The sequence below is a fragment of the Acidimicrobiales bacterium genome, assembly GCA_035540975.1.
Lineage (GTDB): Bacteria > Actinomycetota > Acidimicrobiia > Acidimicrobiales.
The window spans coordinates 1-23,079 of record DATLFN010000008.1 but is presented as its reverse complement, the minus strand read 5'-3'; the positions used below and the strand labels follow the sequence as shown (position 1 = coordinate 23,079).

The window sequence follows — 23,079 nt, the reverse complement described above, 5'->3', positions numbered from 1 at the left end:
CCCGCCACACCGTGTGGGGGCCGAGCATCCGAGGCCTGATCGGCGATCTTGTGCGCTCGGTCCTGTCATCGCGATCGAGGACCGCCGGGGCGCGGATCGTCGACGGGAGTCGTCGCCACCTACCGCACGTGACCGGCGGCGTCGAGTCACGACAAGTCGGCGGGGCGCGTCGCCTTCGCCCTGTCGAGAGGATCGTCGAACTCACGGGTGACGTCCCTGTCCAGCAACTTGAGTTGGCGCTCCAGAGCACCTGCTCGGTCCGCTGGAGCGGCAGCGACAAGGTCGGTGAGCGCCCCGCGGAGCCGGCGTACCACCTGGAGCGATCGTCCCGAGTAGAGGCGGATCTCGTCGAACGCGAGGTCGACGTAGTCCTCCCAGGACAAGCGAGGGGCGATGACCCGCAGCTCCCCGCTGCGGTCAACTCGGGCGCGGGAGGGGAACTCGCGTCCGACAAGGCGGCGGAGGAGGTCGTGGAGCTGGTCGATGGCCTGGGCGGCCGTGGTCGGGTCGTTGACCCCCGGGGACAGGGCACGCTCGGCGATGTCGACGATCTGGCGAAAGCCGAAGGCGGCGTCCTGTTCGATGGTCCGCTCGTCGGCGAAGGCGATGCAGTCGAGCAGCGCACCCCCGTCGACAGCCGGCTGTGGTGACCAGACGTCGAGCACCGGGGCTCCTTCGGCCACGAAGTCACCCATCAGCGGCACGATCCGCACCACCAGGCGGGCTTCCGCTGCCACGTCGAGGAGCCGGTCCTCGTCGACGGCGACCATGACGCCCGGACGCAGCGACCGAACGGTCGCCGTCGGCTCCTCCGACGGCAGTGGCACATCGGGAGCCGCTTCTCCGATCTCGTCGGGATAGAGATTGTCGAGCGACTGGCGTGTCTCGTCGTGCACCGCGCGCAGGACCGTCACCGCCCGTATGGAATGGGCGATGTGGTGGATGTAGCGAACGAACAGCCCGAGGCTTACGAGCGTGAGCACCACGGCGACGGACACCGACACCGCTGGAACGAACGCCGGTCCCTGCTCGCTTGCTGCCGTCACCGATGGCAGCACCAACAAGCTGTACACGAACGTGGAGAGGTAGACGCCGAGGACAGCTTGAACGAGACGGTCGCGCAGAAACGTGCGCAGGACCCGGGGCGAGTACTGAGCGCTCGCCAGCTGGAGCACCACCATGGTGACCGAGAAGATCAAGCTGATGGAGGTCACCATCGCGGCAGCAATCGTGGAGAGCAGGTTGCGGGCGCTCTCGGCGCCGCCGGGGAAGAGAAGCGGCCAGTCCCGGGCCTGGGGAAGGCGGTGGTCGAGGGCGATCAGGCCCGCCGCCAGCCCCACGGCGGCGGTCACCGACAAGGCGGGGATGAACCACAGGCTCATCCGCAGCGCCTCGCGTGCCGAAAAGACCCGGACCCGCGCCGTCACCTTCGCCGTTCCGACGGGGACGTTGTGTTCACCTTCGGGCGGCCTCGTCGTCGGAGGTGCGCTCGCCAGCCATGCCACGTCGCCCATCGAGAACGGCGGCGAGGCTGCGGGTGGCCTGGAGGGCAACGATGTCGGTGGGAATCTCGATGTCGTTCGCTGCGAACGCCTCCTTGACCGCCTGAACGGCGCCACTGAGGGTGCGTCGCATCTCCAGCTGGTGCGAGGCACACCAGAACTGCACGTCGAGCTCGACGCTCGAGGTGGCCAGCTGCATGCCGAGCACCTCAGGCGGCGGCTCGGATGCAACACCGTCCACCGCCCGGACCGCCTCGAGGGCCACCTGGCGCGCCGTGTCGATGTCCGTCTCGTAGGCGACGCCGACGACGAAGTTGGCGCGGATCAACCGCCGCGCCGTCTGGACGGTGATGACGTCCGAGTACACCTTGGCGTTGGGGATGAGGACGCGCCGACCCTCGAAGGTGACGATCACCGTCTCGCGGATGTTGATCTCCTCCACCGTGCCGGCCACGTCGCCCACCTCGATCTGGTCGCCGCCCCGGAAGGGCTGGCGGAACAACAGCAGGAGGCCGGCCAACAGGTTCTGGAGGATGTCTTGGAACGCGAACCCGGCGGCGACGGACAGCACACCGGCGCCGGCCAGCAGATCGACGGGACGGACCGAGGGGAACACGATGGCCACGGCGGTAAGGAACCCGAGCAACGTCATGGTGGCCGAGGTGAGGCGGGCGAACACTCGGCTGAAGCTGGGTGTCCTCGACCGAGCGAGACGGCGGCGGACGACCGGGCGCAGGAGACGGCCGACGACGAAGAAGCCTGCGAGGACCGCGAGGGCGATCCCGGCACGGGGCAGCGCTTCGACGAAGGTCTCCCACGCGCTGTTTGCGCTTTGTCGCAACTCGGCCACCTCGGTGGCCGGATCGTCCTGCGTCAGGCGCCAGGAGCGGGCGAGGTCAGCGGTGAGGGTGACGAGCCTCCAAGAGAGGACGAAGGATCCTGAGCGGGGACGGCGTCGGCGGATGGGCTGCCACTTGACCCGGTGTCGTGTCGACCCTACCCGTCGGTCATCGTCGCCAGACTCCTCGACGCGCCGATCGACCTCCATGGTTGCTCATTGGCACCGTGGAGCCACCGTCTCGTCTCCGCAGGAGGCGCAGCGGCGGCGCTCGGCCACGTGGCGTGACGCGCAGCCGCACCTCGGGGATCTCGAGCACCATGCGGCGGACCTCTGAAGCTGTATCGGTTGACGCCGCCACCGTCCACCGCTCGGCTCGGAGGACCTTGCCCTTGTCTGGTCTGCCGCCCTGGCGGCGAGGCGAGCGCCCGGGCGAGGCGCTGTGGCAGAGGTCCGAGTCAGCGCCGCACGATGCGGGTCTCCTCGTCGACGGCCTCCCGGCGCCACGGCGACCGCTGCGCCGCGAGCAGCGCCCAGATCAAGCCGAGCCCGCCGGCGATCATCAAGATGACCCCGACGACGTCGAGGTCGACTCCCTGGATGTCGCCCGTGACCGCCCAGTAGAGGACAGCGCCGACCGCGAGCAGGAACACGCTCGCTCCGATTCCCATCGTGCCTCCCTTCGTGACAACCATCTGGACATCCCGGGGTTTTCCCCTACCCGCGTAACGGGACGGTCTGGCGCACGTCACGCCGAGGCACCCGAGCGGGAGGCCGACCGGTTCGACATCACCCGTCCACGCCCGCAGTGCCAGACGCTGCCGCGGGGCGGTCGAGGCGGTCGACCTCGAGGAGCTCGCCACCGCTGGGTGCCTAGGGTTCACGTTTGAGCTTTTTCGGGTACTGCGCGGGCGTCACCGCCGACGGCGCGGGCGTCACCGCCGACGGAGAGTGGCTCCGTTGCCGACGACTGACTGGTCACTGATGCGTCACGGGTTCGCACGAATCGCGTCGATCGGGGTCGCCACGCGCCGGTGGCGACTCATCATGAATGGGATGCCGGAAACCCTGCCTCGTGATGTGGTCTCATTGCTCGACCGCCTCGACTCCGTACTCCAGATGGAGGTGCTCATCGCGCTCTACGACGCCCAGGAACCCCTCGCCGCCGAGGTGCTCACCCGCCGCTTCGGCGGTTCCGTCGGCCAGGTCCGGGAGTGCCTCGACGGCCTCGTCGGCCTTGGACTGGCTTGTGCACACACCGACCCGAAGGGGAGCGCCTACTCCTACCGGACCAACGAGATGGACCACACGATGGACCGCCTGGCCGAGCTCTACATCACCCGGAAGGTCCGCGTCGTCGCCGCCCTCCTGCGATCGGCCTGACGGGGCGTATCCCCGGGTTCGGCCGGGCCACCGTCCGGCTTTCAGCTGTCGCTTGGCGCGTGGAGCAGCCCGGCGCAGCGGCATCGCCGCACGCGCAGCCAGGGAGGTCCCGCCCACCACGCCGTGGCACGACGGGCAGACCTCCGGGTCGCCGGCCCGATCGAGCGTGGTCGTGGTCGTGTTGCCGTTCTCCCAGCACACGAGGACCGACGCCCCTGGCGCGAGCTCCCACATCGTGGTCGTGGCCACCACGCGATAGCGGGAGCGGTGCGAAGGCTGTAGTACGTGCGTCCGACCCGATGGCCCGTGGCCGTCATGGTCGCCGCTGGCATGGAGGCGGTCACGGGAGCGGCCGTCATCGTGTTACCAGCACAACCGAGCACCTCCGCCTCGGCGGGCACCCCGAGCTGCGATACCGCTCGTTCGAGCGCCTCGGGCGACGGGCGCCCGTCTCCTCCGGTGGACGCCGTGAGTCGCCGCGAGGCGGCATGAGGCCCGGTCCGGGGATGGCCGCGAGGAGGGCGTCGCCGATGGCGGCGACACCAACGACCTCGACGTCCATCCCCGGCGCGAGCAGCCGCAGCCCCGCCCCGATGGCTTCGGTCGTGGAGGCCGACCCGTCGGTGGCTACGAGGATCCGCCTTCGTGCCGCGCCGTGCGCAGCGGACGGTTCGGTGGGCGGGCAGGGCGTGGCGGGCGGCACCATGGTGCCGACGATGCAGGTAGCGCCAGCGGTGGGCAAGACGGTACGGGCGTGCCGTGACCGAACCGTGACGTCTGTGGACGGCCAGACATGCCCCGAGCCGGCGCGCGCGTGGCACGCTGATCTCATGTCCGGGCACATCCTCGTGGTGGAGGACGATGCGTCGGTCCGAGAGGCGGCTGCGATCGTCCTCGAACGGGCCGGGTTCTCCGTGACCGGGGTAGGTGACGGCGACGAGGCGCTGGCGTCGCTCGCCGCCGAGCCCTCGTTCGACCTCGTGCTGCTCGACCTCATGCTGCCCTGCCGCAACGGGTACGACGTGTGCCGAGAGATCCGTCGGACCTCGGGCGTCCCCATCGTCATGCTTACGGCGAGAACCGAGGTCACCGACGTGGTCGCCGGCCTGGAGCTCGGCGCCGACGACTACATCACCAAGCCGTTTGCTCCGGCCGAGCTGGCGGCTCGAATCCGGGCTGTGCTCCGGCGGTCCTCGGGCGACCAGCCCGGGGCCGGTGCCGAGGAGCTCCGCTGCAACGATGTCGTGGTGGACGAGGCCGGCTTCAGGGCGTACCGGCGAGGTGAGGAGATGCGGCTCACCACCATCGAGTTCCGGCTTCTCGCCGAGCTGGTCCGCAACGCCGGGAGGGTGATGACCCGCGAGATCCTGCTCGAGCGCGTGTGGGGCTACGACTACCTCGGCGACTCGCGGCTGGTCGACATGGCCGTCAACCGCCTGCGGGGAAAGCTCGGCGACCCACCGGGCGACGAGGGTTACATCACGACGGTGCGCGGTGTCGGGTATCGGTTCGAGCGTGGATGACAGGGCGCCGCACCGGTTCCGGCGCCGGCTCACGGCCGCCTTCCTGATCGTCGCGGCGGTGAGCGCCGGCGTGGTCGCCGTGGTGACGTTCGTCCTGGCGCGGGAGTACCGGTGGCGCAACTTCCGCGCCGCCAGCCTGCGTGAGGCGCGCATCGCCCTCGCCTTTGCGCCCCGCGACCTGGACCACGAAAGCTTCACCCGGCTCCGCGAGGCGTACGAGCAGCGCAGTGAGGCCGACATGATCGCGTCGCAGGGAGGCCGGACCTTCTCGTCGTCGCCGAGCCGCAACCTCTCCGACGTACCGCCGTCGCTCGTCGCCCGGGACATCGACCAGGAACCGGCCGTCGTCGAGGACGTGGTCGACGGACGTGACTCGCTCGTCGTCGCCGCCGAGGGCCCCGCCGCTTCGCGGTACTACTTCTTCTTCTCGCTCGAGCAGCTGCGTGAGAGCCTCGGCGAGCTCGGCAGAGTCGCCGCCGCCGGATGGGCGGTGACGGTCGTGTTGGCCGGTGCCGTCGGCCAGGTCGTCGCTCGGCAGACGCTGCGCCCCGTCGCCGCCGCCGCCGAAGCTGCCGAGGCGATCGCCGGCGGGGACCTGGACGCGCGGCTGGAGGCCGCGTCGCGGGACGAGTTCGGCGCCCTCGCTGCGTCGTTCAACCACATGGCCGACGAGCTCAAGGAACTGATCGACCAGCTGAACGAGTCGGCGGAGCGCGAGCGCCGCTTCACGGCTGACGTCGCCCATGAGCTGCGGACCCCCCTCACCGGCATGTCGGCCTCCGCGTCGGTCCTCGCCGAGCACCTCGACGATCTCCCGTCGTCGCTGCGACGCGTGGCGACCGTGCTCGTCGCCGACGTTCATCGTCTGCGGGACCTCGTGCTGGAGCTCCTGGAGCTGTCGCGGCTGGACCGGGGGACGGAGCCCGTTCTGGCCGAGCCCCTCCGCCTCTCCGACGCCGTCGCCGCCGTTGTCGCGTCGGCGCATCTCCGGCGAGATGCCGGCATCGAGATCGACCTGCCGGACGGCCTCTCCGTGCTCGCCGAGCCCCACCGCCTCCGGCGCATCCTGGCGAACCTGCTCGACAACGCGATCGTCCACGGCGGCGGGCGGGTTCGCATCTCCGCCGAGGCGGACGGCGCCGACGTGCTGGTCAACGTGGTCGACCACGGCCCGGGCATCGCGGCGGGCGACGAGGAGCGTGTGTTCGACCGGTTCTTCAAGTCGGACGCTTCGCGAGCCGCCACAGGTTCGGGTCTCGGCCTGTCGATCGCCCGCCAGCACGCCCTTGCCCAGCACGGCGAGCTGTTCCTCGGCGACGCCAGCGCCGGCGCCACATGCTTCACGCTCCGCCTGCCCGCCGCCGCACCGCCCGCCACCGAGGTGCGGCCCCACGCTGTTGCCCAGCCGTGACCCGATGGCGACCGATGGGCAGCACGTAGCTGCCACGCTCGACGACATGGTGCGGACCGAGCCGGGGATGGGCAGCGGACCGCCTGCGCCGCTGCGCGGCCGGGTCCTCGTCGTCTGCACCATGGCCGAGACGAGGGACCGGATCGAGCGCGTGGTCCGCAGGGTGGGTCTGACCACGGTGTTTGCGGCCGATGGCGAGACCGCGCTCTACCTGGCGGGCGTCCACCTGCTCGACGCCGTCGTGGTGGCGTCGGCGCTGCCCGGAATCGACGTACCCGAGTTGTGCACGCAAATCCGGCGGCGAGGGCGGACGGCCATCCTGGTCGTTTCCGCCGGGGGGGCGGTGAGCCGACTGGCCGCGCTCGACGCCGGTGCCGACGATCACATCGACCTCCCCTTCCACCCTGACGAAGTGGCTGCCCGCCTACGGGCGGTCGTCCGGCGGACGGCCGGCCCGCTGGCCGCCGAGCGGACCGTGCGGCTCGGCCCCGTCGCCGTCCGGGTCGCTCGGGGGGCGGGCCGGATGGAGGGTGTCGACCAAGACGTGACGGCCGAGGACGCCACCGTGCTCGGCACCCTGGCGGAGCGCTGCGGGTGCGTCGTCACGCGCGCCGCCCTCCGGGAGCGTCTCGCGGCCCGCCATGGCCGGGGCGCGGCGGAGCGCCTCGACGAGTGCATCGCCCGGCTGTCGGCCGTCCTGACGGCCGCCGGTGCGCCAGCCGTCGAAGCGGTCCAAGGCGACGGCTTCGTGCTCCGGCCGTGAGCCGCTCCCGCCTGTTCGGCCTGCGAGGCCGCGTGGCGATCGGGTTCGCCCTGACCGGCCTCGTGGTGGCCGTGGCCGTCGCCGTCGCCGGTTACGTCCTGGCTCGCCGGTACCTGCTCGAGCAGCGGGACGACGCGGCCCGGTCACAGGCATACGCGCACGCTCGCCTCGTGCGCAGCGCCCTGAGGGCGAGCGACGCCGACCTGGCGGCCCTCATGGCGAGCATCGACGGTGGCAACGCGTCCGACGCCGCCCTGCGCTACCACGGCGAGTGGTACGCGACCGTGATCGGCGGTGCCGACGCCGTCCCCCGCGACCTGACGAGGGTGGTGGGCGCCGGCCATGCCGGCCTCCAACGCACGGCGGGTGCGGACGGCCGTCCCCGCCTCGCCGTCGGCGTCCCGGTGCGAGCCGTGGACGCCGAGTGGTACGAGATCTTCCCGCTGGACGACGTGGACCGCACGCTTTCGCTGTTCGCACGGGCGTCGTCCGTGGCGGCGGTCGCCGCGAGCGTGGTCGCCGGAGGGCTGGGATGGGCCAGTGCCGGGCGGGCGGTGCGCCCCCTCGCCCCGGTCGGCGCGGCGGCGGCGCGCATCGCCGCCGGCGATCTCGCCACCCGGCTTCCGGTACCTGCGGACGGCGAGCTGCGTCCTCTCGTCGTCGCCTTCAACGACATGGCGGCCGCCCTCGAGTCCCGGGTCGAGCGCGAGATCCGGTTCACGGCCGACGTCACCCACGAGCTGCGCTCGCCGCTCGCCGCCATCCGCGCCTCGGTCGACGTTCTCCAGCGGAGGCGAGCCACCTTCACCGCGGATGCCGCGGCAGTCCTCGACGTGCTGACCCAGCGGGTGGCCGGGTTCGAGCGGACGGTCGTGGAGCTGCTGGACATCGCCCGGAGCGACGCTGGCACGGCAGAGGTCCGTGCCGAGCCCGTCGATCTCGAGGCGCTGGTCCGCGACCAGCTCGACGAGCACGCCCCCGGCGCCCGCCTCGCCATGGCCGACGGCGCACCGAGGGAGATCGTCGCAGACCGGCGCCGCCTCGCCCAGGCGCTGGCCAACGTGATGGTGAACGCCGGCGTCTACGCCGGGGGCACGACGCAGGTGACCGTGGCCGCGAGCGACGGCGGCGTGCGGATCGTCCTCGACGACGACGGCCCCGGGGTGCCGCCGGAGGAGCGAGACACGGTGTTCCGTCGCTTTGCTCGCGGCTCGGCCGGGGTCGAGGCGGGCACTGGCACCGGGACGGGGCTGGGGCTGGCTCTGGTGGAGGAGCACCTCCGGCTGCACGGTGGGCGGGCCTGGGTCGAGGAGGCCCCCGGCGGCGGCGCCCGCTTCGTGTTCGAGCTTCCCGGTATCCGCCCGTGAGGACGGCCCGCGTCGCCCTGGCGTGCGCCGTCGTGCTCGTCGCGATCGGGTGCGGTGTGCCGGTCGAGCGTTCGGCTCGGACGGAGGCCGATGGCGCTGTGCCCTACGCGCTGCTCGACCCGGACGCACCACCGCTGCTGCGCCCGACGGCCGAGACCACGGCGGACGTCGAGCTGTGCTTCGTGGCCGGCCGGATGGTCGTTCCCGTCGCCCAGCCGATCGAGGCCTCGCCAAGCCCGCTCGACGTGGTGGGCGCGCTCGTCTCGCCGCCTCGTGAGCCCGCGGGCCTGACCACCGCCCTGCCCGACGTGGCGCTGGTCCTGGCGGTGGACGTCCGCGCCGGTGTCGCCCAGGTCGACCTGGCGCCGGCCGCCGCCGCCGTCGGCTCCGACGCCCAGGTCATGCTCGTCGCCCAGCTGGTCTGCACCCTGACCGCTCTGCCCGGCGTGGGCCAGGTCGCCTTCCGGCTCGACGGCGTCCCCGTCCAGGTCCCCCGCTCGGACGGGTCGTTGGCCCCGGCGCCCGTTGCCCGGGACGACTACGCCGGCATGATCGCCTGAGGCGACGGCCGTGACGCGACCGTGACCTCGTTGCCATCGGCCCAAGAAGCTGCCGGGGCAAGATGGGACGGGTGCGTGCGACCACCGCGCCCCGACGTCCGCAGCGGTGATGCTCGCCCACGCCGAGACCCCGACGACCGCGTGCGGGTCCTCCGAGGAGGCGGGCGCGGTCTGCACGGCCCTGTTCCGGCTGACCGGGAGCGAGGCGGCGGCCCGGGCGGGCGACCTGTTCCTGGCGCGGCCGACCAAGATCCTGCTCGTCCTCGCCCTGGCGTGGCTCTCCGCGCGCCTGGTGCGCAGGGCGGTCGGGCGGTTCATCCGGGGGCTCGGGGCGGTCAGCGCGGACGTCGTGTCCGCCAGCGAGCGCTCGGCCGGGGCCTTGCTCCGGACCGGTGGCCCGCCGACGGCCCGCACGGCGCAGCGGGCCGAGACGATCGGGGGGCTGCTCGCCAGCGTGGCGGGGTTCGCCATCTGGACGGTCGCCGCCCTGACCGTCCTCGGCGAGCTCGGCGTCGACCTGGGGCCCCTCGTGGCGGGTGCGGGGATCGTCGGCATCGCCCTCGGCTTCGGGGCCCAGAACCTCGTGCGCGACTTCCTCTCGGGGATCTTCATGCTCATCGAGGACCAGTACGGCGTGGGCGACGTGATCGATGTGGGACCGGCGTCGGGGACGGTCGAGGGCCTGAGCCTGCGCACGACCCGGCTGCGGGACGTCGAGGGCAACGTCTGGCACGTGCCGAACGGCGAGATTGCCCGCGTCGCCAACAAGTCGCAGGACTGGTCGAGGGCCCTGCTCGACGTCCAGGTCGCCTACGCCACGGGTACGTACCGCGCCGCCGAGGTCATCGAGCGGGTCGCCCGGGAGACGTGGGAGGACCCGCACTGGTCCGAGTCGATCCTCGCCGAGCCCGAGGTGTGGGGCGTCGAGGCGCTCGGCGCGGACGGCGTCGTGATCCGCCTGGTGGTCAAGACCCAGCCGCTGGCCCAGTGGCGGGTGGCCCGGGAACTGCGAGCGCGCATCAAGCGGGCGTTCGACGACGCCGGCATCGAGATCCCGTTCCCACAGCGCACCGTGTGGTTTCGGTCCGGCGGCCCGGACGCGAGGGAGGCGGCGACGGCGGGCGGGCCGGACCGACTCGAGGGCGGGTGAGGGAGCCGGCGGCGCCCCGCCCACGGCTGGACGACCTGCGTCGCGGGTAGGGACGAACCGATGCGCGGCGCGATCGCTGGCGAACTCGACCGAGCGGCTGACCGGCACCACGGCGCCGGCCCGCCCGGGGGCGGCGGCGGGCACGCCCGGAGCTGGGACGACCGGCGGCGCCTGTGGGCGGACTCGGCGCGCCGCTTTCGCGCCGAGGCGGCCGACGACCGGATCACCGGGGTGGCCGCCGAGGTCGCCTTCTTCGCGTTCCTCGGCGTCTTCCCGGGCCTCCTGGCGCTCGCCGCCACCCTCGGGTTCCTCGACGCGCTGCTGGGCGCCGACGTGGCCGATCGCACGCAGCGGGTCGTGGTCGGCTTCCTCGACGGGGTGCTGGGGGAGCGGGCCAGCGGGACGGTCGAGGCGGTGGACTCGTTGTTCGACGACCGCGACGTGGCCCTGCTCTCGTTCGCCGGTGCAGGCCTGGTCTGGTCGGTGTGGCGGTCGACGCGGGCGGCGATGCGGGCCCTGGCGGTGGTCTACGACGCCGAGGAGGACCGCTCGCCCCTGGAGGTGGCCGGCCTCGCCCTCGTCTTCTCGGTGTCCACGCTCCTCCTCGCCGCCCTGGTGCTGGCCATGTTCGTCATCGGGCCGCTGCTGGGCGGGGGGCGCGTCGTCGCCCGGGTCGTCGGGCTCGGGAGCGCCTTCGCCACGCTCTGGACCTGGGCCCGCCTGCCGCTGGCGGCCGCCCTCCTCGTCGGATGGGCGACGCTGTTGTTCCGGACCGCGCGCCACCGACGGGGGTCGCTGCGCTCGGAGGTGCCCGGTGCCGTCGTCACCGGCGTGCTGTGGCTGGCGTTCTCCGCAGGTCTTCACGCATACCTCCGCGTGGCCGGCGGGGCGAGCCAGGTCCTCGGCGCCATCGGTGGCGTCATGACCGTGCTCCTGTGGGTCTACCTCCTCAGCCTCGCCCTGCTCGTCGGCGCCGAGGTGAACGCGGTGCGGCAGGCGGCGTCGCCTCACGGCCGTCCCCCCGACGATGGCGGGGACCGTGAGGCGGCACGGTAGGGGCACCGGCCCGGGCCGGGCGCAGCCGACCGCCAGACACCGCCGGGCCGGCCGCGCGAGCCGTCCACGCGGCGCCCTGCCGGGCGTTATCCCGTTGCCCGGACGGCCGTAACGCCGCCGGTCCTGCCGGGGACGGTTCCTCGGAAGGGGAAGTCGGCCACGGCGGAGCATCGGCGCGGCCGCGAAGCCATAGCGGGCCGTTCCCTGCCATCGAGACCCGGGAGGACACAGGCCACATGACACCGAGGTACGACGCCATCGTGATCGGCGCCCGCTGTTCCGGCTCGCCCACGGCGATGCTCCTGGCCCGCCGGGGGTATCGCGTGCTGATGGTCGACCGGGCGACCTTCCCGAGCGACACCGTGTCGACCCACTTCATCCATGCGCCGGGCGTCGCCGCGCTCGCCCGATGGGGCCTGAGGGACGAGCTGGCGGCGTCGGGCTGCCCGCCCGTCCGGACCTACAGCTTCGACTTCGGGCCGTTCACGATCGCCGGGTCCCCGCGGCCGGCGGACGGCGTCGACGAGGCGTACTGCCCCCGGCGGCAGGTGCTGGACACGATGCTCGTGGGGGCCGCCACCAATGCCGGGGTCGAGTTCCGGTCGGGCTTCTCGGTCGACGGGATCCTGGTGGAGGACGGAATGGTGGTCGGCGTCCGGGGCAGGGAGGCGGCCGGCCGCGCGGTGGCCGAGCACGCCCGCATCGTCATCGGCGCCGACGGCCGGAATTCCTCGCTTGCGAGGGCGGTGCGGCCCGAGGAGTACAACACCAAGCCGCCGCTGGCCCCGACGTTCTACTCCTACTGGAGCGGCGCCGGCAGCGCCGGCTTCGAGGTGGCGGTGAGGGGCACCTCCGGCATGGCGGCGTTCCCCACCCACGACGGCCTCACCCTCGTGATCGTGGGCCTTCAGCAGGACGAGTTCGATGCCGCCAGGGAAGACGTCGAAGGAACGTTCCGGCGGACCTTCGACCTAGTCCCCGAGCTGGGGGAGCGCCTGCGCGGGGGCCGGCGCGAGGAGCGCTTCCGCACGGCGAGCGACCTGTCCGGGTGGTTCAGGAAGCCCTACGGAGCGGGGTGGGCGCTGGTCGGCGACGCCGGCTATCGCGTGCACCCGATCACCGCCCAGGGCATCACCGACGCCTTCCTCGACGCAGAGCGCGTCACCGACGCCATCGACGCTGCGTTCACCGGCCGCCGCCCGTACGCCGAGGCGATGGCTGCTTACCAGGCCGAGCGCGACCGCTCCGTCATGCCGATGTACGAGATGACGTTTCAGCTCGCCCACCTCCAACCTCCACCGCCGGAGCAGCAGGACCTCCTGGCGGCGGTCGCCGCTGACCGCCGGGCGGCCGACGATTTCGTGAGCGTCCAGGCCGGCACGTTGCCCATCCCGGAGTTCTTCCACCCGGACAACGTCGCCCGCATCCTCGCGGGGAGCGCTCCAGCGGTGCCGTGAAGGCGCGTCCGCGGAAGGTCTCCGCCGTAGCGCCGAACCGGTAGCGTGCGCCGAATTGCCAGAGGGGAGTTTCCCGCCGATCTCCGAGCGTTCGTCGAGCGGTGCTTCACCAGCGCCGTCCAGCTGGAGGTCCTCCTGCTGATGCACGAGCGGCCCGGCGGTGCGTGGACGGCGGCGTCGGTGGGCCGGGAGCTGCGAGTGGACCCCGAGCAGGCGGGCGCCGCCCTGGGCCACCTCGCCCGCTCCGGGCTCTTGGCGCGCGAGCGTGAGGCGTTCCACCTCCGGCCGAGGCGGCCCCGCGATGCTCGGCTGGTCTCGAGCCTGGCCGAGCTCTACCCCACCTATCGCGTGGCGATCGTGTCGATCATCTTCTCGAAACCGAGCGGCCCGATCCGCGACTTCTCGGACGCCTTCCGCCTGAGAGACGAGGACTGAGATGGCAGAAGCGGTGTACCTCCTCTGCGCCATCACCAGCGTTACCTGCGCAGTGCTGCTGCTCCGGGCCTACGCCCGCACGCGGACCCGTCTCCTGCTTTGGAGCGGCCTGTGTTTCGTCGGCGTCGGGCTCAACAACGTCGTCCTGGTCGTGGACCTCATCCTCGTCCCCGACACCGACCTTTCGACATGGCGGCTGGTTCCCGCGGCCGCCGGCATCGTCCTGCTCGTCTACGGGCTGGCCTGGGACGCCGAATGAGGCAGCTACTGTCCGGGATCATCGCCATGGGCTCCCTCGTCGCGGCGCTGTCGTTCCTCAAGTTCTGGCGGCGATCGGGCGACCGGTTGTTCGCGCTGTTCGGCGCCGCCTTCGCCGTGTTTTCCGCCAACGCCGTGGCCCTCGGGCTGAGTGATCCGGGCGCCGATCCGCGAGTCGCCCTCTACGTCGTTCGTCTGCTGGCCTTCGTGCTCATACTCGTCGCCATCGTGGATAAGAACCGGTCGCACCGGCGGTAGCCGCCTGCCGGGCCCCCGGGCCGCCTGCGCGCCCACCGCCTGCCGGGAATCTGACGGGGGAAGCGCTCAGCCGACGCCGTGGTCCGCCTGGCGGTGGCGGCGTGCTGCGAGGCGCAGCTGGACGACGCGGCCGAGCGCAAGCGACGAGTCGATCAGCGCGCCGGCGACGGCGGCCAGGAGCATGGCGGCGCCGATCGGGAGCTCGAAGTCGAACCACAGGAACTCCAGGCCCGCTCGTGTCGGGCCTCGCCCTCGCGACGTATGGCCTTCTCGTGGGGCTCGTCATCGGCGCCATCCTCGGAGTCCTCGGGCAGTGGGCATTGGCGGGGCGGCGGGATTTTCAGTCCGTCGGCGCCGTCGCGGCCGGCCGCTACGAGCTTCTCTGCGATGAGGACGTCGCTCCCCGAGCCATGGCCGCGCTCCGCGATGCGACACCCGTTCGCGGCTGACGCAACGTTGGGGGCGTGGTGAGCCGTCGCTGGCTCCGCTGGCCAGCGTCGCCGTTGGCGAGGGGAAAGCGGTCCCCTGACGAGGTGCTCGACGAAGGTGGAGCGCACCGAAGGGCCATTGCTTCGACGCGACGGGAGCGGACACCCGATCACTGGAAGGGCCCGGCGCGTGAAGGGCACGATCCGTGATGGCGGCCCAATGAGCGATCGGGCGCCCACGGCGGCGCCCTCGGTAGGACTTGAACCTACCTAACCCGGCGCGGGAGGCCGGTGCTGTTTCCGCTGAGCTACGAGGACAAGCCTGGATTCTACGCGTTGTCGGAATCCGAGGTGGGAGTGGCGGCGCGCCTGCGGCGGTGAGCCGCCGATGGTTCGCCGTCGCGCTTCCGGTGGGTGCGGCTGTTCAGCCCCGAGAGACGCTGGGGGTCGGAGTCCAAATGCCCCTGCGTTACCAAACCGATGCTGTGCGGACTCCGGCCCGCCGCCGTAGCATCGGTCGCTGATGCCAGGAGAAGCGGCGGTCAGCACCCATCCTCCGGGCGAGGCGGCGCGACTCGCCGCTGTCCGTCGCTACGACGTGGCCGAGCCACCCGGCGATGGCAGCTTCGACCGGATCACCGCGTTGGCGTCGTCCATCTTCGACGTCCCGATCAGCATCGTCAGCATCGTCGACGAGGACCGCATCTGGTTCAGGTCTCGCCACGGCATCGACGTGGACCAGATCCCCCGCCATCCCGGGCTGTGCTCGTCCGCCATCGTGCGGAGCGAGCCCTACATCCTCGAAGACGCCACCCTGGACCCGGTCGCCCTCACCAATCCGCTGGTCGCCGGCGACTTCGGCCTGCGCTTCTACGCGGCCGCGCCGCTGACCACCTCCGACGGCCACAGCCTCGGCACGCTGTGCGTCATCGACAAGCAGCCGCGGTCGTTCACCCCCGCCCAAGCCGAGGTGCTGCGCCAGCTGGCCGGGCTGGTCGTGGACGAACTGGAGTTGCGGCTGTCCGCTCGCATCTTCATGGCGGCAGAAGCCGAGTTGCGCCGCCACGCCGAGTCCGACCGTGGGCGGGCCGAGTCGCTGGCTGCCGCGCTCCAGCACTCGCTGTTGCCACCCCGGTTGCCGTCGATTCCGGGCATCGACATCGCCGCCCGTTACCGGCCGGCGGGGGGCGCCGAGATCGGCGGTGACTTCTTCGACGTGTTCCCGCTGCACCGTCGCTCCTGGGGCGTCGCCATTGGCGACGTGTGCGGAAAGGGGCCGTCGGCCGCCTCCATCACCACCGCGGCCCGCTACGCCCTTCGAGCGGCCGCCATCGACCACCCCGAGCCGGCCCAGGTCCTCTCCCTGGTCAACGACGCCCTCGTGCTCGACGACGAGGACGACGGGATGCGTTTTTGCACCATGGTGTACGGGCGGCTGCGACCGCAGAGCGGTGGCTACCGCCTTACCGTGTCCGCCGGCGGCCACCCGCTCCCGTTGCTCAGGAGGCCCGATCGGCGGATCCAGTCGTTGGGCGCGCCGGGTACAGCGGTCGGCCTGCTGGCCGACGCCAGCTTCGTCGAGCGAAGCGTTCGACTCGGACCCGGGGACTGCGTGGTGTTCTACACCGACGGCCTCAGCGAGCTGCGGGTCGGTACGGAGCTGTTCGGAGCGGCCGGCGTCGCCGCGGCGCTGGCCGGTGCCGGCGGCAGCGCCGAGGACGTCATCCACGCCCTCGAGGCGGCGATGGAGGAGTCGGGCGGCCGGCAGTCCGACGATGTCGCCATCCTCGCCCTCGTCGTGGACGAGCACTTGGACGTATAGCCCGTGCGTTGGCGTCCGGGAAGCGGCGCGGCTGAGCGGACTGGCCGCGCGAGTCACGGTCGGCGGCGCCCGGCGGCGACCACCATGGGCTGGCGACCGGCGAGTCGGCCGCCGGTCACGAACGGCGCCCAGCCCTGGAGCACGACACGTTCCAGGGCGGCCTTCGCCTCCTCCGGCGCGGCGGCGACGATCGGTGCCATCGGGGTGATGTTGATGTACTGCCAGAGGAACTCCTTTGGTGGCGGCAGCCGGAGTTCGACCGTGGTCACCGAGGCGCTGACGTCGTTGAGCCCGGCGTGGCGGAGCAGCCCGGCGACCGCGCCGGGGTCGTACATCGAGAACACCAGCCTCACGAAGGCGCCGAGGTCGGCACCGATGTGCTCGACGATGGCGCGCTCCATGATCTCGAACGGGGGCTGGATGGCGCCCGGCGTGACGACGACGGCGCGCCCGCCAGCAGCGAGGACGCGCCGCATCTCGGCGACCGCCGCCTCCTTGTCGGCCATGAACATCAGGCCCATCTGGCACACGGCCACGTCGTAGGAGGCGTCGGGGAACGGCAGGGAGGCGGCGTCGCCGACGTGCCACTCGATGCGGGGCTCGGCCGGGGCCGGCGCCCGGCGGGCGACGTCGATCATGTCGGCGGCGAGGTCGAGGCCGGTCACGGCCCCGCTCGGGCCCACCGCGTGGGCGGCGCGACGGGCGACGACGCCGGTGCCACAGGCGACGTCGAGGACGCGCTCGCCGGCACGTGGCGAGGCGGCCTCGAGGGTGAGATCGGCGACGGGTACGCCGATGGCGGGCACGAAGTGGCGCTCGTAGTTCTCGGCCGCCGTGCCGGTGAACTCTCGGTAGGAGACGGTGGTCATCGGGTACTCCTCTCTCAGGGCCGGAGCATGGGGGCCTCGGCCGCGTGGCGGGCGCGCCGCGAGGCGTCCCAACCGCCGTTGCAGTACGTGGTCACCGCCGTGATGCGGCCGTCGATGACTTCGCAGACGTGGAGCCGAAGGGCGGTGACGGTCCCGCTCGCTGTCTGCTGGGTCTCGATGTTGGCGCTCCACCGTCGCCCGGTGCTGGTTGCGGTGGCCATGGTGTCACGGTACGAGCGGGACTTCGTCGAGACATCGCCCGCGTCCCCCATTTGTGCCGATTTACGGATGGGGCGAACGCCCTACGGGCTGAGCAGGCCGTCCTCGTAGGCGCGGGCGGTGGCGGCGGCGCGGGTGGTGACGCTGAGCTTGGCGAAGATGTTCTCGACGTGGCGGCCGGCGGTATGGGGGCTGATCACGAGCGCTTCGGCGATCTCGCGGTTCGTCCTCCCGGCGGCCAGCAGGGCGAGCACCTCGCGCTCGCGTTGCGACAGCACCGACGGCGTCGGCGTCGGTGTGGCATCGGCGACCAGGCGCTCGAGGTCGAGGCGGGCGCCCAGCTCGACGAACGTGGACCGGGCGCTGTCCCGCTCGAGCGACGCCGTGCCACCGTCGCCGAGGGCGTCGCAGGCGGCGGCGATCTCGACTGCGGTGCGGGCGGCGTCGTACGGCATACGCAGCGCCTGCCACGCCCGGGCCGCGTCCCACAGCTCGCTGAGCCCCCCGGCGGCGTCGCCCTCGGCGGCCAGCGCGCAGCCGCGGGCGTGGGCGGCCATGGCGCTGAGTACGGGCGAAGACGCGAACGAAGCGAGCGAGGCCAGCTCGTCAGCGGCGGCCCGGGCCCCGGAGACGTCGCCGGCGGCCCGGTGGATCTCGACGGCGGCGGCCAACAGCGGTGCCCGCTCCAGGCCGGAGCGCCGCTCCTGCAGGGCGCGGGCGACGGTCCTCGCCGCCGCCCCGGCGTCGCCCTGGGCCAATTCGAGAAGGGCGAGGCCGGGGACGGGATCGTGGCCGTGGCGGCCGGCGGCGCGGTACTCGGCCGCGGCCCGGTCGAGATCTCCATGGAGGCGATGCAGCTCGCCCGCCTGGTAGTGGGCGAGCCCGAGGGCGGGATGAGTCGGGTCGGCCAGGTGACGACAGGCGAGCTCGGCGGCGGCGGCGGCGTCGGCCCATCGCCCGGCGACCTGGTCGAGCTGGGAGCGGTGCACGAGGCACTGGCCGCGGTACGGGACGAGACCGGTCTGGGCGTCGCACCAGTCGCCGAGCGCGGCGGTCCACTCCGACGCCCGGGCCAGGTCGAACAGGCGGAGGCACTCGATGATCACCGCGCAGTAAACGATGCCGGCGACGACGGGGCCCACCTCGCCAGCGGTGACCGACACCATCACCTCGTCGAGGCGGGCGGTGCCCCGCCGCGTGTCGCCGGTGGCGAGCAGCGCCTGGCCGTGGCCGAGGATGCCGAGGGCGGCGAGGTCGGCGTCGCCACACCGGCGGGCGATGGCGATCGCCTCCTCGGCGAGGGAAGCGGACGCGGCCGGGTCGTGATCGAGGGCGGCGAGGAGGCGGGGCACGAGGACGTACCCGGTCGCCGCGCCGTTGCCCGCCTCGGCGGCCAGCGTCTCCGCCCGGGCCAGCCAGCCCCCGGCGTGCGCCATCTGGCCGCGGAGCACGAGACACAGGGCGAGGAGGACGGCCCGCCGGGCCGCCTCGCCTGGGTCGCCGGCGTCGACCGCGGCCCGGTGGGCCGCCTCCCACGCCCGGGTGCAGTCGTCGTCGCGCCCGGCGAGGTAGGCGGCGACGGCGTACCGCTCGAGGTCGTCGCCACCCAGCGCCCCACCCGCCTGCGCCTCCGCGAAGCCGGCGCAGGCGTCGGCCCACGACCGGCGGGCGGTGGCGTCGAGCGCCCGTTCCAACGGCGAGGTCATCGTGTGTCCAGTCTGTCCCAGTGCCCGGCGTAGGACATGCCGGGCGAGGAGTTCCGTACGAGCGTCGCGTCGCTCGACCGGCGCCTGGCTCAACCAGCCAGGCCGCGGTGAGGACGGTCGGGCGTCCCTCGGCGCCGGAGGTTGCCCGCCGAGCGACACGGTCATCGCGCTCCGCCCACCGCCGTTCGGGTCGTTGGACGTGCGCCTGGAGGCCCGTTGCTCGGAGCGTCGGTCGGTGGCCCTCATCAACCGACCTGTCGTCGCGATCTTGGGGCCACTTCAGCTGACCGCTCGCTGACCTGCGGCGCCACGGTCGGCGCCAAGGGTCGTCCGGCGCCTGGTCACCGTGTGAGAAGAGCGGCTTGCTGAGGGAAGGCGGAAGTGAAAGCACGGTTCGGCGGGGGCGCCGTTGGGAACTGGACGCTCATGGGGCTCATCGAGATCGTCCTTGTGGTCCTGCTCGTGCTCGTCCTTCTCAGCGCCTTCGGCTACGGCGGGGGGTCGTACCGAACGCCGGGGATCGGGGTGGGCGGCGTCCTGCTGATCATCCTGCTCATCCTGCTGCTCACATGACGAGCACCTGAGAACCGTCCCGCTTCGCACCGCCCCGCAAGGCGATCGACGAACGTCCCGCCCCCGCGGATGGCCCGCGAGGCGGCACGCTCCGGCCATGAGCACGGCCACGCCTGTCCCTGCACGCTTCTGATCGTCGCCGCCGTGCGCGGCTACGCCGGGTGCGAGGTCCTGGCGGTGAGCAACTGGCTGCTCCGTCGCGACGACAAGGTGGGTTGCGCGCTGTCCGCCCCGTCGAACCACCGCGAGCGCCCTGTGGCGGGCGGAACACCGTCCCGTCGGCCGGCCTAGCCGCTCGTCCCGCCGGGGTTGCCCGGTGGCTCGTTCAACCTGAGGGTGTTGCGGAAGGGGTCGAGCAGCGTCATGCACGTCCCGATCTCGTCCACACCGACGCCGGGCCGGAGATACCCGTAGTCCTTGGCAGCCAGCTCGGCGTGGTAGGAGCGGACACCGGAGGTCTCGATGTAGACGGCTGACCCCGGGGTGCCGTCGCCGTGGTGCTCCGAGAGGTGCAGGACGAGGCCGCCTCTGGACACCTGCATGTAGAGCGGAGCGTCCTGGCTGAATCGGTGCTCCCAGTCCACGGTGAAGCCGAGGTAGTCGACATAGAACTGGCGCGCCTTGCCGACGTCGAAGACCCGCAGGATGGGTACGACCCTCCGAAAGATGGCTTCCATCGTTCCTCCCAACGCTCCGACGTGGCTAGGGTCACGTGGCGAGACGTCATCCAGCCTCGCGCCGCACCACGCCTGGACGGGGCGGTACGGCCGACGCGATGGTGCGCGGCGATGGTCGGTCCGTCATCCACCGCCGGATGGTTCTTCTCGATCGTGGAGGCGAAGTCCGGTTCCACCATCCGGTGGGCGGGAGCGAGGGTGACGGAGGAGGGCACGTTGGAGATCGAAATCGCGCTGTGCCTTCCTCGTGAGGCCGAGACCGTCGGCATCGTCAGGGACGTGGCCGTCCTGTCGCTCATGCGCCTCGGTGTCACCGAGGCGTGTGCCGAGGACATCCGCATCGCACTGAGCGAGGCGTGCACGAACGTCGTCGATCATTCCGAGGCGGACGACCAGTACGAGGTCAGGCTGCAGGTCGACGGTCGCAGGTGCGAGGTCCGCGTCATCGACACGGGCCGGGGGTTCGACGTCATGTCGCTGTCCGCTGTTCCCGTCGCGGCGGACTCGCCGCGTGGTCGAGGCATCAGCCTCATGCACGCGCTGGTGGACTCGATCAACTTCACGTCCCAGCCGGAGGAGGGAACCATCGTCCACCTGGTCAAGACGCTCGACCTGGTCCCGGGCACGCCTCTGGACCGCCTCGCCCCGCCCGCCGAGACGTAGCGGCCATCGGCCACGCGATCGACGGGCACGAGGCCCTCGACAAGGCCATGGTCGACACCTACGACGTGTGGTGCTGGACCGGGACCTCCCGGAGATGCACGGCGACGACGTGTGGTCGGGCCCTCGTCGACGGGGGCCGCAGTGCCCGCATCCTCATGCTCACTGCGTCGAGCGCAGTGGACGATCGCGTCGAAGGCCTGAGCCTGGGGGCCGACGACTACCTCCCCAAGCCCTTCGCCTTCCCCGAGCTGGTGGCGCCGGTCCGCTCGCTCGCCGCCGCCCGCCCCCCGCCCCCCGTCCTGCGGGCGGGCGACGTGGAGCTCGACCCCGGGCGACGCACGGCCCGCGCGCCGGCCGCGACCTGGCGCGGGCGCCCAAGTAGTTCGCCGTGCTCGAGGTCCTCCCTCGCCGCCGACGGGCGCACCGTGGGTCACCATGGTGAAGCTCCAGCGCAAGCTCGGTGAGCCCCACGCCACGCGCAGCACGGTCCGCGCGGTCATCCTTCAGCCGGCGGAGCGCGTCTGGCACAGGAATCGACACCATGGTGCCGGTTCCATGGTGCCAGACGTCCCTGGAGGACGGCGCCTCGGGTAGAGGCCAGCTTCGTCGAGCGTGAACTCCACGAAGCCGCCCTGCGACGGCTGGAGGTCCAGCGCCTGGGAGCCACCTGTGCCCGCCCCGGGCCGGAGGACGTAGCTGCCCTCCTTGAAGATCGCGTCGAAGATCGTGCCCACGACATGGAACGACGAGTTCTCGCTCGCCAGGACGGCGACGGTCGCCCAAGGCGGACATGACGAGCGCCAGGCCGTCTCGATCGGGTCGGTCACTTCCCCTGCCGGCGACCTCAGCGCTCACGCTACGGGAGCCGGTCTCCATGCCATCGATGGTCCATGCGTCCTCGCCCCGGTGACAGGGCCGCTCGTCCCGGCTGGCCGGGACCTTCGCCCCTCGCCGACCGGTTGCGCCCCGAGCGGCCGAGCCACGTCAGCCGGCGTGGGCGTAGCTGGCCCGAAGGCTCGCCGCGTCGGCGGCGTCGGGAGCGGCCGTCTCCGAGCCTTGCGTGAGGCACGACGCGCTCGACCCGGAGTGCCCGAGCCCGAGAGCGTGGCCGATCTCGTGGCAGGCGAGGTTGTCCTTCTGCGCCTGGGTGAACGTGCGGTCCGCGTCGAAACGGATGCGAGCTCCGCCCAGGTGGCCGTCGGGCGCGCTGTGGAGGGCGGCGGCGCCCCTCCAGCCGGCGGGCAGCAGATCGCGGCACACGGGGATGATCGGACCCTCGGGCTCACAGCCGATGCCGCCCTCCGTCCAGGAGAGCCGCACGTCGGCGCCGACCGCGTTCCAGGTGTCCACGGCCTGGCGGGTGGCCTGCTGCCACCCGGGATCGCCGGTGCGGTCGCTCACGACCAGCGACCGCTCCGCCCAGTGGGCGAACGACGGCGATGCGGCCGCACGACCGGGGGCGGCGGCGAAGGCGAGAGCGGCGGCGAGTGCTGCGGAGGCGGCGACCGCGGCAAAGGCGGCGGAACGGCAGGAGCGCATGGGAGGTCCCTTCTTCCGTGAGGCTGGAATCCAGGACCGGCTGACTTCGGCGGCTCGGCTGACTCGATGAGTCCCGTGGCTTTGCGGACCGGTCTCACGACCGGGGTGCTCTTGTCGGACCAGCCTGGCTACTCAGTTCTTCGGCACACCTCCCGTCGGCCTTGACAGGGTTCGCGCCGTTTGGTGGTGCTGCCCCCCGGTGGGACCGACGTGACCCGGAGCGTTGCCGGGCGCGCCGCGACGAAGCCGGCGGAACGCTCCGGGCTCCCCGGCGAGCGTTGTCGTGCCATCCGCCGCGCCGGCGGCGCCACCCGAGCGGATGACATCCCTGCGGGTCGCACCACCAGCCGCTCGAAGCGACGGTCGGCGCGACGGAGCGGGGGCGTCCGGGCGATCAGTCCTCCGACCAACGCCCGCCGGCTCCACCCCGGGGCCGGCGCCGACTCCAAGGAGAGCCTCGAAATGTTCAGCATCAGCTCCGTCGCCGCCGCCGCCGTCGCCGTCGCCCTCGGTGGCACCGGCACCGCCGCCGTCGTCATGAACTCCCCGCCTGTGAGCGTCGACGCCGGCGCCGAGATCACCGCCAGGGCCCACGCCGACCTGCGGGCGGCCGAGCAGGCCC

Annotated in this window: 26 protein-coding genes, 1 tRNA gene and 1 riboswitch; of the genes, 17 read left to right on the top strand and 10 right to left on the bottom strand. The window is 72.5% G+C overall.

All coding sequences use genetic code 11. The features are described 5' to 3' along the window. Nucleotides 1-146 precede the first annotated feature (146 nt). From VM242_01190 to VM242_01180, 3 genes are all read right to left on the bottom strand, one after another. Nucleotides 147-1,382: a DUF2254 domain-containing protein gene (locus VM242_01190; protein HVM03761.1), complete on the bottom strand. Its 1,236-nt coding sequence runs from the start codon at nucleotides 1,380-1,382 to the stop codon at nucleotides 147-149. A gap of 73 nt (nucleotides 1,383-1,455) precedes the next feature. Next, the gene (locus VM242_01185; protein ID HVM03760.1) at nucleotides 1,456-2,343 is read right to left on the bottom strand and encodes a mechanosensitive ion channel domain-containing protein; all 888 of its coding nucleotides are present in this window, start codon (nucleotides 2,341-2,343) and stop codon (nucleotides 1,456-1,458) included. Nucleotides 2,344-2,798: 455 nt separating this feature from the next. Further along, nucleotides 2,799-3,011: a DUF6458 family protein gene (locus tag VM242_01180; GenBank protein ID HVM03759.1), complete on the bottom strand. Its 213-nt coding sequence runs from the start codon at nucleotides 3,009-3,011 to the stop codon at nucleotides 2,799-2,801. 385 nt (nucleotides 3,012-3,396) lie between these two features. On the opposite strand from VM242_01180, the gene VM242_01175 reads away from it, so the two are divergent. From VM242_01175 to VM242_01115, 13 genes are all read left to right on the top strand, one after another. Then, nucleotides 3,397-3,723 (top strand): hypothetical protein, encoded by a 327-nt coding sequence (locus tag VM242_01175; protein HVM03758.1) that lies wholly within the window; start codon nucleotides 3,397-3,399, stop codon nucleotides 3,721-3,723. Nucleotides 3,724-4,553: 830 nt separating this feature from the next. Beyond that, nucleotides 4,554-5,246 carry a response regulator transcription factor gene (locus VM242_01170; protein ID HVM03757.1) on the top strand — a complete coding sequence of 231 codons (693 nt, stop codon included), beginning with the start codon at nucleotides 4,554-4,556 and terminating at the stop codon, nucleotides 5,244-5,246. Continuing rightward, on the top strand, nucleotides 5,239-6,657 hold the full coding sequence (locus VM242_01165) for a HAMP domain-containing sensor histidine kinase (GenBank protein ID HVM03756.1): 1,419 nt from the start codon (nucleotides 5,239-5,241) through the stop codon (nucleotides 6,655-6,657). The genes VM242_01170 and VM242_01165 overlap by 8 nt, the downstream gene beginning before the upstream one ends. 46 nt (nucleotides 6,658-6,703) lie before the next feature. Then, a complete protein-coding gene (locus VM242_01160; GenBank protein HVM03755.1) occupies nucleotides 6,704-7,420 on the top strand; it encodes a response regulator in 717 nt (238 codons plus the stop codon). After that, nucleotides 7,417-8,787, top strand: coding sequence for a HAMP domain-containing sensor histidine kinase (locus tag VM242_01155; GenBank protein HVM03754.1), 1,371 nt, complete (start codon nucleotides 7,417-7,419; stop codon nucleotides 8,785-8,787). Before VM242_01160 ends, VM242_01155 begins: the two co-directional genes overlap by 4 nt. Beyond that, nucleotides 8,784-9,347: a GerMN domain-containing protein gene (locus VM242_01150; GenBank protein HVM03753.1), complete on the top strand. Its 564-nt coding sequence runs from the start codon at nucleotides 8,784-8,786 to the stop codon at nucleotides 9,345-9,347. Before VM242_01155 ends, VM242_01150 begins: the two co-directional genes overlap by 4 nt. A gap of 109 nt (nucleotides 9,348-9,456) precedes the next feature. After that, nucleotides 9,457-10,497, top strand: a complete 1,041-nt coding sequence (locus VM242_01145) for a mechanosensitive ion channel family protein (GenBank protein HVM03752.1) — start codon at nucleotides 9,457-9,459, stop codon at nucleotides 10,495-10,497. A gap of 60 nt (nucleotides 10,498-10,557) precedes the next feature. After that, a complete protein-coding gene (locus VM242_01140; GenBank protein HVM03751.1) occupies nucleotides 10,558-11,553 on the top strand; it encodes a YihY/virulence factor BrkB family protein in 996 nt (331 codons plus the stop codon). 236 nt (nucleotides 11,554-11,789) lie between these two features. Then, entirely contained in the window at nucleotides 11,790-13,010 is a 1,221-nt protein-coding gene (locus VM242_01135; GenBank protein HVM03750.1) for an NAD(P)/FAD-dependent oxidoreductase, read from the top strand. A 45-nt stretch (nucleotides 13,011-13,055) separates the two neighbouring features. Beyond that, complete coding sequence (locus VM242_01130; protein HVM03749.1) at nucleotides 13,056-13,445, top strand: hypothetical protein; 390 nt, start codon at nucleotides 13,056-13,058, stop codon at nucleotides 13,443-13,445. 1 nt (nucleotide 13,446) lies between these two features. Beyond that, nucleotides 13,447-13,704 (top strand): DUF5985 family protein, encoded by a 258-nt coding sequence (locus VM242_01125; GenBank protein ID HVM03748.1) that lies wholly within the window; start codon nucleotides 13,447-13,449, stop codon nucleotides 13,702-13,704. After that, a complete protein-coding gene (locus VM242_01120; GenBank protein HVM03747.1) occupies nucleotides 13,701-13,961 on the top strand; it encodes a DUF5985 family protein in 261 nt (86 codons plus the stop codon). The genes VM242_01125 and VM242_01120 overlap by 4 nt, the downstream gene beginning before the upstream one ends. A 272-nt stretch (nucleotides 13,962-14,233) precedes the next feature. After that, the gene (locus VM242_01115; GenBank protein HVM03746.1) at nucleotides 14,234-14,410 is read left to right on the top strand and encodes a hypothetical protein; all 177 of its coding nucleotides are present in this window, start codon (nucleotides 14,234-14,236) and stop codon (nucleotides 14,408-14,410) included. Between the two features lie 224 nt (nucleotides 14,411-14,634). On the opposite strand, the gene VM242_01110 is transcribed toward VM242_01115, so the two are convergent. Then, nucleotides 14,635-14,707, bottom strand: a tRNA-Gly gene (locus VM242_01110). A 205-nt stretch (nucleotides 14,708-14,912) separates the two neighbouring features. Between VM242_01110 and VM242_01105 the strand changes: the two genes are divergently transcribed. Beyond that, complete coding sequence (locus tag VM242_01105; GenBank protein ID HVM03745.1) at nucleotides 14,913-16,211, top strand: SpoIIE family protein phosphatase; 1,299 nt, start codon at nucleotides 14,913-14,915, stop codon at nucleotides 16,209-16,211. 53 nt (nucleotides 16,212-16,264) lie between these two features. On the opposite strand, the gene VM242_01100 is transcribed toward VM242_01105, so the two are convergent. From VM242_01100 to VM242_01090, 3 genes are all read right to left on the bottom strand, one after another. Then, complete coding sequence (locus tag VM242_01100) at nucleotides 16,265-17,080, bottom strand: methyltransferase domain-containing protein (GenBank protein HVM03744.1); 816 nt, start codon at nucleotides 17,078-17,080, stop codon at nucleotides 16,265-16,267. 14 nt (nucleotides 17,081-17,094) lie between these two features. Continuing rightward, nucleotides 17,095-17,301, bottom strand: coding sequence for a hypothetical protein (locus VM242_01095; protein ID HVM03743.1), 207 nt, complete (start codon nucleotides 17,299-17,301; stop codon nucleotides 17,095-17,097). 81 nt (nucleotides 17,302-17,382) lie between these two features. After that, nucleotides 17,383-19,005: a LuxR C-terminal-related transcriptional regulator gene (locus tag VM242_01090; protein HVM03742.1), complete on the bottom strand. Its 1,623-nt coding sequence runs from the start codon at nucleotides 19,003-19,005 to the stop codon at nucleotides 17,383-17,385. A 381-nt stretch (nucleotides 19,006-19,386) separates the two neighbouring features. Here VM242_01090 and VM242_01085 point away from each other — a divergent pair, with 381 nt between their 5' ends. Then, complete coding sequence (locus tag VM242_01085) at nucleotides 19,387-19,578, top strand: hypothetical protein (protein ID HVM03741.1); 192 nt, start codon at nucleotides 19,387-19,389, stop codon at nucleotides 19,576-19,578. 287 nt (nucleotides 19,579-19,865) lie between these two features. Here the strand turns inward: VM242_01085 and VM242_01080 are convergent, their stop codons facing one another. Further along, nucleotides 19,866-20,255 (bottom strand): glyoxalase superfamily protein, encoded by a 390-nt coding sequence (locus tag VM242_01080; GenBank protein ID HVM03740.1) that lies wholly within the window; start codon nucleotides 20,253-20,255, stop codon nucleotides 19,866-19,868. 111 nt (nucleotides 20,256-20,366) lie between these two features. Here VM242_01080 and VM242_01075 point away from each other — a divergent pair, with 111 nt between their 5' ends. Then, complete coding sequence (locus VM242_01075; protein HVM03739.1) at nucleotides 20,367-20,918, top strand: ATP-binding protein; 552 nt, start codon at nucleotides 20,367-20,369, stop codon at nucleotides 20,916-20,918. 47 nt (nucleotides 20,919-20,965) lie between these two features. Beyond that, nucleotides 20,966-21,382 carry a hypothetical protein gene (locus VM242_01070; GenBank protein ID HVM03738.1) on the top strand — a complete coding sequence of 139 codons (417 nt, stop codon included), beginning with the start codon at nucleotides 20,966-20,968 and terminating at the stop codon, nucleotides 21,380-21,382. Between the two features lie 39 nt (nucleotides 21,383-21,421). Here the strand turns inward: VM242_01070 and VM242_01065 are convergent, their stop codons facing one another. Continuing rightward, nucleotides 21,422-21,745: a hypothetical protein gene (locus VM242_01065; GenBank protein ID HVM03737.1), complete on the bottom strand. Its 324-nt coding sequence runs from the start codon at nucleotides 21,743-21,745 to the stop codon at nucleotides 21,422-21,424. 157 nt (nucleotides 21,746-21,902) lie between these two features. Continuing rightward, entirely contained in the window at nucleotides 21,903-22,457 is a 555-nt protein-coding gene (locus VM242_01060; protein ID HVM03736.1) for a matrixin family metalloprotease, read from the bottom strand. Between the two features lie 45 nt (nucleotides 22,458-22,502). Continuing rightward, nucleotides 22,503-22,577: riboswitch (cyclic di-GMP riboswitch) on the bottom strand. Between the last annotated feature and the right edge of the window lie 502 nt (nucleotides 22,578-23,079).